General features: G+C 70.4%; 14 protein-coding genes and 1 tRNA gene. 7 read left to right on the plus strand and 8 right to left on the minus strand.

From position 1 onward, the window contains the following. Window positions 1-87 precede the first annotated feature (87 nt). Window positions 88-888: a hypothetical protein gene (locus D7Y04_RS06645; RefSeq protein ID WP_121758656.1), complete on the plus strand. Its 801-nt coding sequence runs from the start codon at window positions 88-90 to the stop codon at window positions 886-888. A gap of 158 nt (window positions 889-1,046) precedes the next feature. Here D7Y04_RS06645 and D7Y04_RS06650 read toward each other — a convergent pair whose 3' ends face one another. The 4 genes from D7Y04_RS06650 to D7Y04_RS44355 all read right to left on the minus strand — a co-directional run bounded on the left by D7Y04_RS06650 (window position 1,047) and on the right by D7Y04_RS44355 (window position 4,951). Further along, window positions 1,047-3,872 (minus strand): AAA family ATPase, encoded by a 2,826-nt coding sequence (locus tag D7Y04_RS06650; RefSeq protein WP_121758657.1) that lies wholly within the window; start codon window positions 3,870-3,872, stop codon window positions 1,047-1,049. A gap of 87 nt (window positions 3,873-3,959) precedes the next feature. Next, window positions 3,960-4,502: an HNH endonuclease gene (locus D7Y04_RS06655; RefSeq protein WP_120578714.1), complete on the minus strand. Its 543-nt coding sequence runs from the start codon at window positions 4,500-4,502 to the stop codon at window positions 3,960-3,962. Window positions 4,503-4,608: 106 nt separating this feature from the next. Next, window positions 4,609-4,693, minus strand: a tRNA-Tyr gene (locus tag D7Y04_RS06660). A 99-nt stretch (window positions 4,694-4,792) separates the two neighbouring features. Continuing rightward, on the minus strand, window positions 4,793-4,951 hold the full coding sequence (locus D7Y04_RS44355; protein ID WP_158620737.1) for a hypothetical protein: 159 nt from the start codon (window positions 4,949-4,951) through the stop codon (window positions 4,793-4,795). 83 nt (window positions 4,952-5,034) lie between these two features. Here D7Y04_RS44355 and D7Y04_RS06665 point away from each other — a divergent pair, with 83 nt between their 5' ends. Beyond that, window positions 5,035-6,006 carry a quinone oxidoreductase gene (locus D7Y04_RS06665; protein ID WP_121758658.1) on the plus strand — a complete coding sequence of 324 codons (972 nt, stop codon included), beginning with the start codon at window positions 5,035-5,037 and terminating at the stop codon, window positions 6,004-6,006. A 6-nt stretch (window positions 6,007-6,012) separates the two neighbouring features. On the opposite strand, the gene D7Y04_RS06670 is transcribed toward D7Y04_RS06665, so the two are convergent. Beyond that, complete coding sequence (locus tag D7Y04_RS06670) at window positions 6,013-7,290, minus strand: MFS transporter (protein WP_121758659.1); 1,278 nt, start codon at window positions 7,288-7,290, stop codon at window positions 6,013-6,015. 55 nt (window positions 7,291-7,345) lie between these two features. On the opposite strand from D7Y04_RS06670, the gene D7Y04_RS06675 reads away from it, so the two are divergent. Next, window positions 7,346-7,846: a MarR family winged helix-turn-helix transcriptional regulator gene (locus D7Y04_RS06675; RefSeq protein ID WP_120597607.1), complete on the plus strand. Its 501-nt coding sequence runs from the start codon at window positions 7,346-7,348 to the stop codon at window positions 7,844-7,846. Window positions 7,847-7,861: 15 nt separating this feature from the next. On the opposite strand, the gene D7Y04_RS06680 is transcribed toward D7Y04_RS06675, so the two are convergent. Both D7Y04_RS06680 and D7Y04_RS06685 read right to left on the minus strand, forming a co-directional pair. Further along, complete coding sequence (locus D7Y04_RS06680; RefSeq protein ID WP_121758660.1) at window positions 7,862-8,992, minus strand: alpha/beta fold hydrolase; 1,131 nt, start codon at window positions 8,990-8,992, stop codon at window positions 7,862-7,864. 43 nt (window positions 8,993-9,035) lie between these two features. After that, window positions 9,036-11,009, minus strand: coding sequence for a S9 family peptidase (locus D7Y04_RS06685; protein ID WP_121758661.1), 1,974 nt, complete (start codon window positions 11,007-11,009; stop codon window positions 9,036-9,038). Between the two features lie 145 nt (window positions 11,010-11,154). On the opposite strand from D7Y04_RS06685, the gene D7Y04_RS06690 reads away from it, so the two are divergent. Further along, entirely contained in the window at window positions 11,155-11,604 is a 450-nt protein-coding gene (locus tag D7Y04_RS06690; RefSeq protein WP_121758662.1) for a GFA family protein, read from the plus strand. 54 nt (window positions 11,605-11,658) lie between these two features. Here the strand turns inward: D7Y04_RS06690 and D7Y04_RS06695 are convergent, their stop codons facing one another. Next, a complete protein-coding gene (locus D7Y04_RS06695) occupies window positions 11,659-13,314 on the minus strand; it encodes an FAD-binding dehydrogenase (RefSeq protein ID WP_121758663.1) in 1,656 nt (551 codons plus the stop codon). A gap of 108 nt (window positions 13,315-13,422) precedes the next feature. Between D7Y04_RS06695 and D7Y04_RS06700 the strand changes: the two genes are divergently transcribed. From D7Y04_RS06700 to D7Y04_RS06710, 3 genes are all read left to right on the plus strand, one after another. After that, complete coding sequence (locus D7Y04_RS06700; protein ID WP_158627450.1) at window positions 13,423-14,127, plus strand: bifunctional 2-polyprenyl-6-hydroxyphenol methylase/3-demethylubiquinol 3-O-methyltransferase UbiG; 705 nt, start codon at window positions 13,423-13,425, stop codon at window positions 14,125-14,127. A gap of 74 nt (window positions 14,128-14,201) precedes the next feature. Continuing rightward, window positions 14,202-14,768 (plus strand): DNA-3-methyladenine glycosylase I, encoded by a 567-nt coding sequence (locus tag D7Y04_RS06705; RefSeq protein WP_120597597.1) that lies wholly within the window; start codon window positions 14,202-14,204, stop codon window positions 14,766-14,768. Window positions 14,769-14,836: 68 nt separating this feature from the next. After that, window positions 14,837-16,297: an alpha/beta fold hydrolase gene (locus D7Y04_RS06710; RefSeq protein WP_121758665.1), complete on the plus strand. Its 1,461-nt coding sequence runs from the start codon at window positions 14,837-14,839 to the stop codon at window positions 16,295-16,297. Window positions 16,298-16,314: the final 17 nt, after the last annotated feature.

Raw genomic sequence — 16,314 nt, forward strand, 5'->3', positions numbered from 1 at the left:
ATGTCCCCGCCACACCGGGGTTCGGATGCGCGCCACCCTGCTTTCGCGCGAGGATGGCGGCGCTCAGTGCCAGGGGTGGGAAACGCCATGAAGATCGTCGCGCTCGTTCGTCCCGCGGGTGAGGTTCCGGAAGCAGCCCAGGTGCTCGCCGCCGCGGCGGGCATGGCCCCTGCGGAGGCCCGCATGCGGCTGGCCCCCGAGCCTCCCGCCCTGATTGCGCGACTGGCTCCCGATGCGGCGGATGCCCTGGTGAAGACCCTTCGGGACGCGGGGCTCGCGGCGCTCGCCATCGACGAGTCGGAGGTCGCGGAGCGCGTCACGGCACGCACCGTCACGTTCGGCGCGACGCAGGCGACGTTCACGCCTCGCGCGGGTGCGCCGCTCACCATGGCCTGGGAGGATGTGACGCTCATCCTCCGGGGCGCGTCGTCCCTGCGCACGCAGAGCGAGCACACGGAGAAGACGACACAGGTGGCGCTGGGCACGGCCCTCATCACGGGCGGCCTGAAGCTGACGAAGACGGCGGAGAAGAGCGTGCGCGGCTCGCAGGAGGAGACATCGCAGGTCGTCTTCATCTTCGACCGCGACGGCCGGGGCGCCGTGCTGCCGGAGGTGGGCTTCGACTTCTCGTGCCTGGGCTCCGCGATGCAGCCGTCGCGCACCGCGAACATGATGACGCTGGCGCGCCTGGTGCGAGAGCGCGCCCCGGCCGCGTTCTACGACGAGCGGCTGCTGCGGCTGGGACGCCGGCCCGTGCCCTTCGTGCTGGGCGGAGCAGTGCAGGTGGTCAGCGGCGCCATGTCTCATTCCCGCATCAACACCGCACAGGGCCTGGACGTGCTCGCGGAGGCCATGCGGCTGGGTGTGGCCCGGGGCGACCTGCCCTGACCGTGCATGCGCGGCGAGGATGACCCCGGTCGGGCCGGGGACTTCCGCATCTCGCCGACGCTGCGATGCCTGACAGGCGCCCGACTCCCACCGTTCAAGAGCGTGGGCAGTCCGCGCGCACTCTCTCCCCGTGCTGAAGGGGCGGGTGCCCCGACGGCTCAGGACAGCGGCGTGGAGCCCCCCTCGGGGGGTGGACGGGAAATCCACGCGGCGATGAACACGTCCAGCTCGCCTCGCAACACGTCCTTCACGCGAGGTGTCCCCGCGCCCGTGCGTGGATCCTCCACTCGCGCTCCACGGCCCAGGAAGTAGCGGCGGGCTTCGTCGGTGCTGGCGCCCTGGCCGGCGACGACGCGCGCGGCGATGCCCTTGAGCTCGTCCAGTTCCCCGGCGCCAATGAGCGTGAGCACGCGGCCCGTCGCTTCATCCTTCGCGGTGACTTCGTTGCGCACGCGCTGGAGGTACTCGCCTTCGCGGCTCTTCACCGGCCGGCCTTCCAGCACCAGCAGCTCCCGCTCCACCTCCTCCATCGGTCCGCCTCGGTGCACGCGCACGTACGCGCGCTGGCGCTTCTCGTCCTCCAGGCGGCGGTGCAGCCCCGCCTCGCCCGCGAGGAACCCGTATGCGCCCGGCCCGGCGATGCGCACCACCACGCGTGCGGGGGCGTCCGCCTCCGCGACGGCGGTGGCCTCGTAGCCCCGGCGCTGCGCCCAGCCCAGGTACATGGTGGCCAGCTCCTGCACCCACGCGTCCTGCAGCTCGGACGCGTCGCTGGCGCAGATGTCCACCAGCGCCTCGTTGTCCAACGTCGTGGCCCCGGCGGCCCGCAGCGCCTCCGCCATCTGGACCTCTCGCGCGACCTCCTCCACCTGCTTCGCGGCGGAGCCCAGCTGCACCTCGTTCTTCGCCTCGCGCACCAGCCGGCGCCCGAAGTTGCACGCGGCCTCCAGGCGGTCCAGCTCTCCCAGCTGCGCCTCCACCGTGCGGAAGGCGCGGAGGACGTCCGCCGCGCGCTGCGAGTCGTCCCAGAGGTTGGGCGCCTGCGTCTCCGCGAGCAGCGCCGCGCGGCGCGCCTCCAGCTCCGACCGTCCCGTGGACTCGGCGAGCGCGCGGGCACGGCCCACCAGCCGGTCCATCTCAATCAGCAGCGACTTGCGGTCCAGCCGGCGCTTCACCGCCGCGGCCTTCGGCGTGGGCAGGAGCAGCTGCGCCGTCACCTCGCGAGGAGTCGGCACGGGCTCCGCGACCGCCACCACGCGGCCTCCAGGACGAGCCTCCACGCGCACAGGCGTGCCCGGCGGCAGCGGCCTGCGAGCAATCTCCACCGCGAGCGCCGCGGTGAGCGTCTTCTCGATTTCACGCTGCAGGTAGCGCGCGCCGAACTGCGGCGAATAGCCGCGCTCCACCAGCCGGTCCACCACCTCCGGTGTCACTTCCACGTCCAGGGCGCGGGCGCGGATGCCCTCGCGCTCCAGCACGCGGCCCACTTCGCGCTGGGCAATCTTGCGGATGTCCACGCGCGACAACGGACGGAAGTGGCAGATGGCGTCGAAGCGGTTGAGGAACTCCGGGCGGAAGGCCTCCGCGATGCGGCGGTCCACCTCCGACACCTGCTCGTCGGCGCGCTTGTGCGCGGCGAAGCCCAGGCCCGCCTCGCGGTACACCTCCGAGCCCACGTTGGACGTGGCCACGATGAGCGTGTTGTTGCACGACACCGCTTCGCCCGCGCCGTTGACGAAGGTTCCCTCGTCGAAGAGCTGGAGGAAGCGGTCGTGCACGCTGCGCGCGGCCTTCTCGAACTCGTCCAGCAGCAGCACGGTGAACACCTTGCCGTCGAGCAGCGCGGACAGCTCTCCGCGCCGCGTCTCCAGCGCGGGCGCCCACGACGCGCCGAAGGGGACGCTCTCGTCGCCGTCGTTGGGGTAGTCCGCCATGTTCAGGCGCACCAGCCTGTCGGCGGAGCCGAAGAGGTACTCCGCCAGCAGCTTCGCCAGCTGCGTCTTGCCCACGCCCGTGGGCCCGGCGAAGAGGAACACGCCCAACGGGCGGCGCGGGTCGTTGAGCCCCGCCTTGAGCAACGCCACCGAGCGCAACACCGCGGCCACCGCGTCCGTCTGGCCGAGCAGCCGCTCCCCGAAGAAGCGCTCCGTCTCCTCCAGGTCCAGCGGCATCGCGTCGTCCACGACGAAGCGGGGCAGTCGCGTGGCGGCGCAGAAGCGGGTGAGCACATCCTCCGGCCCCACGTGGTCGCGCGCCACGCCCGCGGCCTCCGCCGCCGTCTCCTTGAGCAGCTCAATGGCCTTGCGCGGCATGTGCTGCGCCAGGAGGAACTTCGCGGACAGGCGCAGCGCCAGGTCGCACGCGGCCGGGTCGATGGGCAGCCGCAGCTCGCGCTCCAGCTCCTCCGCCACGCGGCCGACGATCCAGCGCGCCTTCTCCAGCGGCGGCTCGTTCAGGGGCAACAGGTGGAGCCGCTCGGCCAGGGCCTCATCGGCGCGCAGCAGCTCCTGCACGCGCTTGGGTTCCGTCTCGAAGATGAAGCGCAGGCCGCCGGTGCGCAGCGCGCGCACGGCCACGGGCGCCAGGGGCCCGCCCAGGGCCACCGGCAGGTCTCGGATGTAGACGATGGGGCAGGGGTGGCGGCCCAGGTGGATGAGCAGCTCCTCGAAGGACTCGGCCGCCTGGCGCTGGGTGCTGCGCGCCAGGATGTTCGCGACGGACACCTCCACGAGCCGCGCCTGGGCCAGGTCCCCGTCCACGCGCCCTTCGGCGATGCGGCGGGCCACCTCCTGCACGAGCGCGCTCTTGCCCACGCCGGGCTCGCCCGCCAGCAGCGGATGCTTGCCTCCGCGCGTCAGCAGCCCCAGCACCTCCGTCACGGCGGTGTCCACGCCGTGGGCGGCCGGCAGCTTGCCCTCGCGCGCCATCGCGGTGAGGTCGCGGTCGATGAGCCGCTCCTGGTCTTCGTTCTTCCTCGTCGCCATGGTGTGGTCCGGAACGCCCCCTCGACGTGAGGCACTCTAACCGTTGCGGCGCGGAAGCGAAGTCCCGGCCCACCCTTGGGCCGGGACCTACGCTTCCAGCTCCGTGTGCCAATAGGCCACGTCCCTCAGGAACTTGCGCCAGGACAGGGGCAGGCCCTTCTCCACGAGGAACGAGACGACCAGTGCGTCCGGCAGCCGCTTCGGCTTCGCGGGCACGGTGCGCAGCGTCATGCGCGCCTGCGCCGGGGTGCGGTTGCCCTTCTTCTGGTTGCAGGGCACGCAGGCGATGACGATGTTCTCCCAGCTCGTGCGGCCGCCCTGCGCGCGCGGCAGCACGTGGTCGTACGTGGCCTCCGGACGGGTCACCTTGTGGCCGCAGTACTGGCAGCGGCACTGGTCGCGCTGGTAGACGTTCTCACGGCTGAAGCGCACGCCGCGCGGGCCCTTCCACAGGGCGCGCACGAAGCGGATGACGGACGGCATGCGCAGCTCCACCGTCACTGAGCGGATGACGCGGTCCTCGTACTCCTCGACGACCTCCACCTTGCCCTGGACGAGCAGCATGATGGCGCGTTGCCAGGGGATGCGTGCGACGGGTTCATAGGACTGGCTCAGCACCAGCGTTTCCATGACACAGGGCCTTTCGGGCGGGACAGGCCGCCAGGGAGTCGAACCCTGCTCGTCCGGATTTGGAGTTCGGACTGCACCCGGTGCGCGGCCTATGTGGGTGAGGGAGTGGGGACGCTGGGAGTCGAACCCAGCGGGCTTCTAAGGGCTCCGGCTCTACAGGCCAGCGCGTCTCCGTAACGCTCTACGTCCCCGGAAGGTGAGCGGGAGCCCGGACGTGAAGAAGGCCGGGTCCCCTTGTCGGGAGCCCGGCCTCCAGGGCCATGCCGCGTCAGGGACGGAGCAGGGCGCCTTCAGGAGCCGGGCGAGGCGAGGCGATAGGACGCGAAGTCCCGCCAGCGGCACGTGGAAGGAGCGGTCGCCGGGCTGGGACGCGAGGCCGCGTCGATGCCGTGACCGGAAGGATTCAGGTGCTTGAGGTTCATCGGGGCCTGCTTCGTCGCCTGGCGCATCGGGACCGCTCCTTTCGCTCCCAGCGACGCACGCGGAAAATCAGTCCTGACAGGCAAGCGGCGCGGACGTTAGGAATCCGCGCATGAAAGCCATCCGCTACCACCAGGTGGGAGGGCCAGAGGTCCTCCGTTGGGAGGACGCGCCGGAGCCCGTGCCCGGGCCGGGCCAGGTCCTCGTGCAAGTCCATGCCGCGGGCGTGAACTTCGCGGACACCGAGCGCCGCCGCGGGCTGTACGACGCCCAGGCGCCCCTGCCGCGCATCCTGGGCAGCGAGGCCGCGGGCGTGGTGCGAGCGGTGGGGCCCGGTGTGGACGCATCCTGGGTGGGCCGCTGCGTGGTCGCCCTGACGAAGGAGGCCTACGCGGAGGCCGCCCTCGCGTCGGTCGATGAACTGCTGGTGCTGCCGCCGGAGGTGTCCTTCGAGGAGGCCGCCGGGCTGCTGGTGCAGGGGCTGACGGCGTACCACGTGGTGCACACCGTGGGGCGCGTGGAGGCGGGGCAGACGGTGCTCATCCACGCGGCGGCCGGAGGCGTGGGGCTGCTCGCGGTGCAACTGGCGAAGGCGGCGGGAGCGCGGGTCATCGGTACGGTGTCGGGCGAGGCGAAGGCGAAGCTCGCGAGGGGCGTGGGCGCGGACGCCGTCATCCGCTACGACCAGGAAGACGTCGCGGCGCGCGTGAGCGAGCTGACGCAGGGGCGCGGCGTGGAGCGCGTGCTGGACTCCGTGGGCGCGAGCACCTGGAAGGCCAGCATGGATGCGCTGGCACCCTTCGGACACCTGGTGAGCTACGGCAACGCCAGCGGCCATCCGCCGCACGTGGAGGTGGAGTCGCTCTACGCGAAGTCACTCACCGTGGGCGCCTACTGGCTGCGCACGCCCACGCCCCCGGAGGTGCAACGCAAGGCGCGAGAGGCGCTGCTGGCGGAGGTCGTGGCGAGGCGCCTGCACATCCTGGTGGGCCTGGCGCTGCCGCTGTCTCGCGCGGAAGAGGCCCACCGCCAGTTGGAGGGGCGGCGCACGGTGGGCAAGGTCGTGTTGCTGGGCTCGGACTGAGGTCCTTCAGTGCGTCGCGGGCGCGCCCACCACTGGCGGTGATGAAGCGGAGCCACGTCCGATGCGCAGCACCACCAGCGCCGCCGCGAGGCAGATGACGCCCGCGACGACCCAGGCGGGCGTGTACGTCTCCAGCGACGTGCGGATGACGCCCGCGCCCAGCGCTCCCAGGCCCGCGCCCACCTGGTGCGCGGCCACCACCCAGCCGAAGGCGATGGGCCCATCCTCCGCGCCCACCGTCTGCGTCGTCAGGCGCACCGTCGGTGGCACCGTGGCGATCCAATCCAGGCCGTAGAACACCGCGAACAATGGCAGGCCGAAGAGGGACATCTCGAAGGCGCTCGGCAGGTAGAGCAGCGCCAGCCCTCGCAGGCCGTAGTACCAGAACAACAGCCAGCGGTTGTCGAAGCGGTCCGACATCCAGCCGCTCGCCGTCGTTCCCACCAGGTCGAAGATGCCCATCAGCGCGAGCAACCCCGCCGCGCGCACCTCCGGGATGCCGTGGTCCATGCACGCCGGAATCAGGTGCGTGCCCACCAGCCCGTTCGTCGTCGCGCCGCAGATGAAGAAGCTCCCCGCGAGCAGCCAGAAGTCCCGCTTGCGCGAAGCCCGCCCCAGCGCGCCCAACGCGTTGGCCAGGGGATTCATGCTGGATGGCTTCACCTCCTCGTCCTCCGGCGCGGCTCCGTATGGCTTCAGCCCCACGTCCGACGGCCTGTCGCGCACGAGCCATGCGACGAGCGGAATCACGCACGCCACCACGCCCGCCACGGTGAAGGACACGACGCGCCAGCCGTGGTGCTCCACCAGCATCGCGAGCAACGGCAGGAACACCAGTTGCCCCGTGGCCGTGCTCGCGGTCAGCACGCCCATCACCAGCCCGCGCCTCGCGACGAACCAACGCTGCACCACCGTGGCGCCCAGCACCATCGCCGTCGTCCCCGTGCCCAGCCCCACCAGCACGCCCCAGAAGAGGAGCAGTTGCCACGGCGCGCGGATGAAGTTCGTCAGCGCCACGCCCACCGCGATGATGCAGAGGGACACGAGCGTCGTGCGCCGGATGCCGAACTTCTGCATCAGCGCCGCGGCGAACGGCCCCACGAGCCCGTAGAGCACCAGGTTCACCGACACGGCCGAGGAGACGAGGGCCCGGCTCCAGCCGAACTCCCGCTCCAGCGGGACGATGAAGACGCTCGGGGTCGCCCGCACGCCCGCCGCGCACAGGAGCACCACGAAGATGGCCGCGGCCATCACCCACGCATAATGAAACCGGTGTGTCCTCATGACGGTGTCTCCTTCAAGCGGCCACGCCCGGGCCCACGTATACTTCCCGGCAGCGATGTCCCAAGACGATCTCCAGCGCACCCTCTGCAACTGCCTGGCGCTGCGGCAGGCCAGCCGCCACGTCACGCAGTTCTATGATCAGGTGCTCGCGCCCAGCGGCATCCGGACCACGCAGTACTCCATCCTCCACCGCGTCCAGACCCAGGGCCCGCTGACCGTGAACGCGCTGGCGGATCAGCTCGTCATGGACCCCTCCACGCTCACCCACAACCTGAAGCCTCTCTTGAAGGACGGCTTCGTGGTGCTGGAGGTGGGCCGCACCGACCGGCGCCAGCGCGCCATCGCCATCACCCCGGAAGGGCAGGGCATCTACCGCAAGGCCCGGCCCCTGTGGCTGCGCGCCCAGTCGGACTTCGAGAACGCCGTGGGCAACACCCAGGCCACCGCGCTGCGGGACCTGCTGGCCGCCGTCTCCCGGACGGGACTGGGCGAAGCCGAAGCGGAGGCCGAAGCCCCTCCGGCTCCCAAGGGCAAAACTCGCCGCAGCGGACGCTGAGCGCATCCCCACGGCTCACCCCTCCTCGAGGAACTTCAGGAACGCGGCGACCTGATCCGCCCACAGCTCCGGGTGTGCCTGGGTGAAGTGGCCGAAGGAACTCGCGCTGCCTTCCTGCACCACGAAGCGGCCGCGCTTCACCCTCGGCATCAACGTCTCCAGCGTGCGCAGGGAGACAGGGTTGAACTCGTCGTCGGAGAAGTTGAGCGCGAACACGCGGGCCTGGATGTCCCCGAGCGCGCCCTCCGGGTCGTAGTCCCGCGAGGACTCCAGCGAGTACAGGATGTCATTGGCGTCCATGCCCGCCGCCTGCGCCCGCGCCGTCGAGATGAAGGCATCCGCCGCCTGTGCATCCGGCAGCGTGGCCTGCAGGTGCGGCACCCCGTCCAGCATCATCCGGAAGACCGGGAACGCCTCCAGCCAGCCTCGGGGCGGCGCGGTGTAGAGGCCGTCCTTCCATTCCGGGTCGTTGCGAATCTGCCCCGACACGAAGCGCCGCCACAGCAGGTTGCGCCCCGCGATGCGCGTGGGCAGGGACACGATGGGCATCACTCCCTCCACCGCGTCCGGGTACAGCTCGCTCCACTGCCACGCGTTCATACCGCCCATGGACAGGCCCACGATGGCGTGCAGGCGGCGGATGCCCAGCGTCCGCGTCACGAGCTGGTGCTGGAGCTCCACCATGTCCCGGTAGCCGTAGGCCGGGAACTTCATGCGCAGGCCGTCGCTCGGCTTGCTGGAGCGGCCGTGGCCCACGCTGTCCGGGAAGATGAGGAAGTACTTCGTCGCGTCCAGCGGACGGCCCGGCGCGAACAGCGCGTCCTGGAAGGGCTTGCTCCGCAGCACCTCGCCGCTCGCGCTCGTCCAGTGCAGGAGCAGCACCGCGTTGGTCACCGCGCCGGAGGCGTCCCGGCGCGGCGTGCCCAGCGTCGCGTAGTGGATGCGAACTTCCGGCAGCACCGTCCCGTCCTGGAAGCGGTGGCCGGTGAAGACCGCGTCCGCCTCCTGGGCCACGAGTGGCTCGGGCGCCGACGCCGGTGTCTCCACGGGAGCCGAGGCGGCCTGGGGACGCGCGGTGGCGCACCCCAGGGACAGACCCAACAGCGCGGACAGCAGGACGCAAGGCCGGCGGACGGAAGTCGTCATGTCGGAAGAAATACCTGCATGTGCATGTACTGTAAAGCGCCCCTCAGGGTTTGGGGACCGTGGCGGTGGCGGACTTCAGGTAGCGGTCGAAGAACTCCAGGATGCGCCGGTCCACCTCCGCCTCGTTCTTCTTCTTCTTGAAGCCGTGTCCCTCGTCGGGGAGCAGCAGGTACTCCACGGGCACGCCGTTCTTCTTCACCGCCGCCACGATGTCGTCAGACTCCGCCTGGGGAACGCGCGGGTCGTTGGCGCCCTGCACGACGAACAGCGGCTTCTTGATGCGCTCCGCGTGGAAGAAGGGGGAGATGTCCTTGAGCATCACCTCCTGCGTCTCCGGGTTGCCCATCTCCTGGAACATGGCCTGACGGAAGGCGCCCCACTCGGGCGGCATGCTCTTGAGCGTGCGCAGCCAGTTGGAGGGGCCGAAGACGTCCACGCCCACGTCGAAGGCGTCCGGGTGGAAGGCGAGCGCCGCCAGCACCATGTAGCCACCGTAGCTGGCGCCGAGGATGCCCACGCGCGAGCCGTCCACGTACGGCAGGCTCGCCAGGTACTTGCGCGCCTCCACGCAGTCGCGCAGCGGATCCTTGCCGTGCTTCTGGTCGTCCGCCCTCAGGAACGTCTTGCCGTAGCCGGCGCTGCCCCGGTTGTTGATGCCCAGCACCACGTAGCCGCGGTTCACCAGGTACTGGACGAAGTTGTTGTAGCCCCGGCTCGTCTGGCCGCCGGGACCGCCGTGCACGTAGACGATGGCGGGGGCCTTGTGCTCCGCCGTCGCCTGATGCGGCTTGAAGAGCAGGTTGGGGATCTCCATCCCGTCAAAGGACTTGAAGCGCACCACCTGCGCGTCCACCAGGTCCTCGGAGTCGAGCTCGCGGCTCATCGTGTCCGTCACGCGCCGGGTCTTCTTCGTGGCCAGGTCCAGGACATAGAGGTTCGCGGAGGTGCGGTCCGTCTCCACCTGGACCGCCAGCTGCTTCTCGTCACGGGAGAAGACGACGTCGGAGATCATCCCGGCGGGGAGCTGCGTCAGAGGAACCTGGGTGCCGGCCTTTACGTCGTGCAGGCGCACCTCGATGCCCGCGTCCACGTTGATGATGGAGACGCGGAACGCCCCCGAACGCGAGAAGTGCGTGCCATAGATGTCCCAGTCCGCCTTCTCCACGTCCTCCCACCTGCCGGCCTCCTTCGCAGGGCGCACCACCCGGGTGAACTCCGAGCCGTCGTCCGTGATGACGTACAGCTCCCCGGTGACGGGGTGGATGTCCCCCACCCGGTAGCTGGCCGCGCCCGTGTGGGGCGTGAGGTTCTTCAGCGTCTTCGTCGCGACGTCGTAGCGCCACACATTGCCGTCCGACGTGGTGACCGCCTCCTCCAGCGCCACCCAGCTCTCGTCCGGGGCCACGGCGGCGACGCTGAACCCCTTGTCGTTCTGGGCCAGGAGCGTGCGCGCGTACGTCTTCACGTCATAGCGGTACACGTCCATGGCGCCCGGATCGCGCTCGTTGGTGGTGATGTAGAACGCGCTGTCGTCGTGGCTGAAGCCCAGGAAGCCGGCCACGCCCTGCTTCATGGGCGTGAGGTCCTTCTCCTTGCCGTCCGGCGTGCGCACGTAGACGTGCGTCTGCTCATCGCCGCCCTTGTCGCGCTCGAAGAGGAATCGGCTGTCGCGAGGAAAGGCCCCCACCACCCGGATGCTGTCCGTCTTCGAGCGCGTCAGCGCGGTGGGCTTGCCCCCACCCACCGGCACGCTGTGCACGTTGAAGATGCCGGACGCGTTCGACGAGAAGAGCAACTGCTTGCCATCCGAGGTGAAGACCGGGGCCATCACCTCCGTGGACCCCATGAACTGCTCCACCGAGTACTGCTTCGACGGCCGGGCCCCCGTCGCGCCCGCGACCGCCTTCACCGCTGAAGCGGGCTTCGTGGCGGGCAGGGTGGCGGGCGGCGCGGCCCCCAGCAGCGGCAGGAGCAACGTCGGGGCAAGGACACGGGACAGGGACTTCCACGCGGGCATGCGGCCTCCGGGAATGGCGGACCGGGGCACTCTGGGCCAGGCCCCGCCGGGTTCAACAGAGGCGGGCGACAAACCTGACATAAGGCTGTCACGGCCAGGGGCGACATTGGGTTCGTTCCCACAACGCGGCACCGGAGATTCCGCCATGACCCAGAACGACCTTCAGAAGACCCCTGCCCTGAGCGGCGTGCACACCTACGCGGGCGGCTGCCTGTGTGGTGCCGTGCGTTACGAGGCCACCGCGGACCTGGCGGGCGTGACCCGCTGCAACTGCACCATCTGCATGAAGTACGGCTACGGCGGCGGCGCGGGGATGAAGCCGGACGCCTTCCGGCTCCTCAAGGGCCAGGACGCCATCAAGAAGTACGGGCGCGACGGCAGCCCCAACACGCGCAGCTTCTGCGGCCGCTGCGGCGTCGTGTGCTTCGGCGACGGCGACGTCCCGGAGCTGGGCGGGAAGTTCGTCTCCATCTACGTCAACACGCTGGATGACGTGGACCCGTCGCTGCTCACCTTCAAGTACTGGGACGGCCGGCACGACAACTGGATGGCCGGGGCGCGCTCCACTCCGTGGCCCTTCCAGGCCGCCGCCTGAGGACGCCCGGAGGGGCAGGGGCCTTGACGCGCCCCTGCCCGTCACCGCCCATGACTACACATTCCCCGAGGCGGCCCGGCCCGCGGTGCGGCCGGAGAAGATGCAGCCTCCCAGGAACGTGCCTTCCAGGGCGCGGTAGCCGTGGACGCCACCGCCTCCGAAGCCGGCCACCTCACCTGCCGCATAGAGCCCTGGGATGGTCTTCCCCTGGGCGTTGAAGACGCGGCCCTGGAGGTCCGTTTCGAAGCCGCCCAGCGTCTTGCGCGTGAGGATGTTCAGCTTCACGCCGATGAGCGGCCCCGCGTTGGGGTCCAGGATGCGGTGCGGCTTCGCGGTGCGCACCAGCTTGTCGCCCCGGTAGTTGCGCGCCTGGCGGATGGCCGCGAGCTGCAGGTCCTTGCTGAAGGGGTTGTCCATCTGGAGGTCGCGGGCCTTCACCTCGCGCTCCACCGTGGCGAAGTCCAGCAGCGGGGCTTCCGTCTTCGCGTTCATCCCGGCGACCAGGTCGCGCAGGTTGTTGGAGATGACGAAGTCCTCGCCCTTCTCCTTGAAGGCCTCCACCGGGCCCATGGCCTTCTTGCCCACGGCGCGGTTGAGCACGCCCAGCCAGTCCTTGCCCGTGAGGTCCGGGTTCTGCTCCGAACCGGAGAGCGCGAACTCCTTCTTGATGATCCACTGGTTGAGGATGAACCAGGTGTGCTCGTGGCCCGTCTTGAGGATGTGCTCCAGCGTGCCCAGCGTGTCGAAGCCGGGGAACAGCGGCGGCGGCAGGCGCTTGCCGGTGGCGTCCAGCCACAGCGAGCTGGGGCCCGGCAGGATGCGGATGCCGTGACGGGGCCAGATGGGGTTCCAGTTCCGCAGGCCCTCCGTGTAGTGCCACATGCGGTCGCGGTTGATGAGGCGCCCGCCCGCGGCCTCCGTGATGGCGATCATCCGGCCGTCCACGTGGTCGGGCACGCCCTGAATCATGAACTTCGGCGCGGGGCCCATGCGCTCGGGCCACGCCTTGCGCACCAGCTCGTGGTTGCCGCCAATGCCGCCGGACGTGACGATGACCGCGCTCGCGCGCAGCTCGAAGTCGCCCGTCGTCACGCGCGAGCTGCTGGCTCCGCGGGGGACGTCCGTGGGCTCCAGCACCATGCCGCGCACGCCCACCACCGCGCCGTTCTGCGTGAGCAGCTCGTCCACGCGGTGGCGGAAGTGGAAGGTGAGGGTGCCCTTGGCTTCGGCCGCCTTGGCGCGGCGGACGAAGGGCTCCAGCACGCCGGGGCCGGTGCCCCAGGTGACGTGGAAGCGGGGGACGGAGTTGCCGTGGCCCACGGCGCCGTAGCCGCCTCGCTCCGCCCAGCCCACCACGGGGAACCAGCTCATGCCCTGCTGGACCAGCCAGGGGCGCATCTCGCCCGCGGCGAAGTTGACGAAGGCCTCCGCCCACTGACGCGGCCAGTGGTCCTCCTCGCGGTCGAAGGCCGCGGTGCCCATCCAGTCCACCATCGCGAGCTCGTGGGAGTCCTTGATGCCCATGCGCCGCTGCTCGGGCGAGTCCACGAGGAACAGGCCGCCGAACGACCAGAACGCCTGGCCGCCCAGGTTCTGCGGTCCCTCCTGGTCCACCACGGCGACGCGCTTGCCCGCATCCGCGAGCTCGGTCGCGGCGACGAGTCCCGCGAGCCCTCCGCCCACGACAATGACATCCACTTCCTGTCCCATGCGTGCCTCCCGGTAGCACCTGGCGCGCGGATGATAGCGTTTCGCGCGGAGAGCAGAGCTTTCCTTCATCTGCGCATCCCGGCGCTCCGGAGGCTAGACTCTCCGCGCATGGAGCCAGATGTGAAGGGCAACACGGGACCGATGGGCCATGATGCCGTCGCCTACGCGCAGCGTCAGGACGGGCTGTCCCCGGAGCCGCTGCGGGACGCGGCCTGGAGCGTGGCGGGGCAGCGGGCCTTTGGCGTGGTGCTCGACGTGGGCTCGGGCAGTGGCGGGTGGATCCGCCGGCTGCGGCAGAACCCCGCCGTCGAGCGCATCCTCAGCACGGACATCCACGACGCGGGCGCCAGCCGCCTGCCGGGCGTGGAGTTCCAGCTGCGGGACGTGTCCCGGGACGCGCTGCCGTGGGGCGACGGGTCGGTGGACTGGGTGTTCGCCATCGAAGTGCTGGAGCACCTGGCCAACCCGCGCCACTTCGTGAAGGAGGCCTTCCGCGTGCTCAAGCCCGGAGGCCACCTCTTCTTCACCACGCCCAACAACGACAGCCTGACGGCAAGGTTGTCCTTCCTGGTCCGGGGCTACTTCCCCGCGTTCTGCGAGCAGGACTACCGGGACTCCGGACACATCACGCCCATTACGGAACTGGACGCGCGGCGCATGGCCGTGGAGGCGGGCTTCCAGTCCATCGACTTCGACTATCCGTTGCCCGGGCGGATTCCCCGCAGCAGCGTGTACTGGCAGCGGTTCATGCCGGGGCTGCGCGGCCGGTGGTGGAGCGACGGGCTGTTCGCGCTGCTGACGCGCCCGCGCTGAAAGGACAGACGACGGGACTGGTCGCCTGTTCAGTCTTCGTGATAGCCCCTGCCGCGAACCAGCGAGGAGCGCGGATGCAACAGCGTTGCGTGTGGGTGGGAGCGGATCCGCTGTACCAGACCTACCACGACGAGGAGTGGGGCGTGCCTGTGCGCGACAGCCGCGCGCTCTGGGAGATGTTGATGCTGGAGGGCTTCCAGGCGGGGCTCGCCTGGATTGTCATCCTGCGCAAGCGCGAGGCCTTCCGGAAGGCGTTCAAGGGCTTCGACCCGAAGGTGGTGGCGCGCTTCACGGAGAAGGACGTCACGCGCCTGATGGCGGACGAAGGCATCGTCCGGGCTCGCGCGAAGATTGAAGCGACCATCGGCAACGCGCGCGCCTACTTGAAGATGCAGGAGGCGGGCGAGGACTTCTCCGCGTTCGTCTGGGGGATGGCGGGCGGTAAGCCCATCCGCAATGTGTGGAAGGGCCGGGGCGACGTGCCGGCGAAGACGGAGCTGTCGGAGGCGTACGCCAAGGCCTTCAAGCAGCGCGGCTTCAAGTTCGTGGGGCCGGTCATCGTCTACGCGTGGATGCAGGCCACGGGCATCGTGGATGACCACACCGTGGACTGCTTCCGGCACGGCGTGCGGCACCGCTGAGCGCAGGGGGACATCGAGGGCGGTGGGGCGGTGGACCTGTGCCGCCGGGTGCTGGTTTAACGGAGCGCATGCGCTTGCCCCTCTTCGTCGCGGTGCTGTTGCTCTCGTGGAGGGCCGGGGCTGAACCGGCTCCAGTGGTTCCCCGCTTCGAGCCAGGCGCCTGTGCCGTGGAGGTCGCCGCTACGGAGCGCATCGACTGCGGCCTGCTGGTGGTGCCGGAGAACCGGCACAAGGCGGACAGCCGCTCCATCCGCCTTCCCGTGACCCTCTTCCGCAGCCGTGCCGCGAAGCCCCTGGCGGATCCGGTGCTGTTCATGCCCGGGGGCCCGGGCCTCAGCGCGGTCGAGCACTTCACCTCCGGCAAGAACAACAAGCTCCTGGACCAGCGCGATTACATCGTCCTGGAGCAGCGCGGCGCGAAGTTCGCGCAGCCGTCGCTCCAGTGCCCGGAGACCTCCACCCTCAGGGGCGAGCTGGCCGCGGGCAGGCTGCGCGGGCCGGCGGCGACCACCGCGCTGACGCAGGCCGCGGGACGCTGCCGGGCGGTGCTGACCGCGTCGGGCGTGGACCTGGACGGCTACACCAGCGAGGCCGCCGCGGATGACATCGAGGATCTCCGCAAGGTGCTCGGCGTGGCGCGGTGGAACCTCTATGGCGTGTCTTACAGCACGCGGCTGATGTTGACCGTGCTGCGGCGGCATCCCGCTGGCGTCCGGAGCGTCGTGCTGGATTCGGTGCTGCCGCCGGAGGTGAACTTCGACGAGGTCTCCGCGACGAACGTGCTGCGTGTCCTGAACCAGGTGTTCGACGGGTGCGCGGTGGACCGCCAGTGCGGCGCAAGGTATCCCGACCTGCGCGCCCGCTTCACGAAGCTGGTGGCCGACGCGGACCGCCGCCCCTTGAAGCTGGCCATCCGGGCGGGCGGCGGACCGGTGGAGGTCCGGGGCGCGCAGGTGGTGGAGGCCGTCTACTCCGCCATGCACGAACCCGTGCAGATCCCCCTCATTCCCAGGCTCATCGTGGACGCCTCCGAGGGGCGTTTCGAGGCCCTGAGCGGGCTGATCCGCGACAACCAGGGGCCTTCGTCCATGGCCTGGGGCCTGCGCTATTCAGTCTGGTGCGCCGAGGAAATGCCGTTCGAGGACGCGGGGCGCATCGCCGCGCAGCTCGCGCCCGCCATGGGCCTGGGCGGAGTGAATGAGGGGACGGCTTCACCGCAGGAGTGCCGCGCGTGGAACGTCACCGCCGCGCCCGCTGTGGAGAACGAGCCGGTGAAGAGCGACGTGCCGGCGCTCGTCTTCGCGGGCGAGTTCGACCCGGACACGCCTCCGGAATGGGGTCACCGGCTGCTCGATTCGATGCCCAACGCGTACCCCGTCGACATGCGGGGCCGCAGCCACGCGGCCTCCTTCAACACGTGCGGCGTGAGCATCGTGGAGGCCTTCCTCCAGGACCCCTCGCACCCGCCCGCCGTCGACTGCGCGCTCAAGCGGCGCGGCGCGGACTTTTCCCTGAGCGTGCGGCCCTAGCCCCAGCACGCTTCACG

The sequence above is a fragment of the Corallococcus sp. AB038B genome, assembly GCF_003668955.1.
Classification (GTDB): domain Bacteria; phylum Myxococcota; class Myxococcia; order Myxococcales; family Myxococcaceae; genus Corallococcus; species Corallococcus exiguus.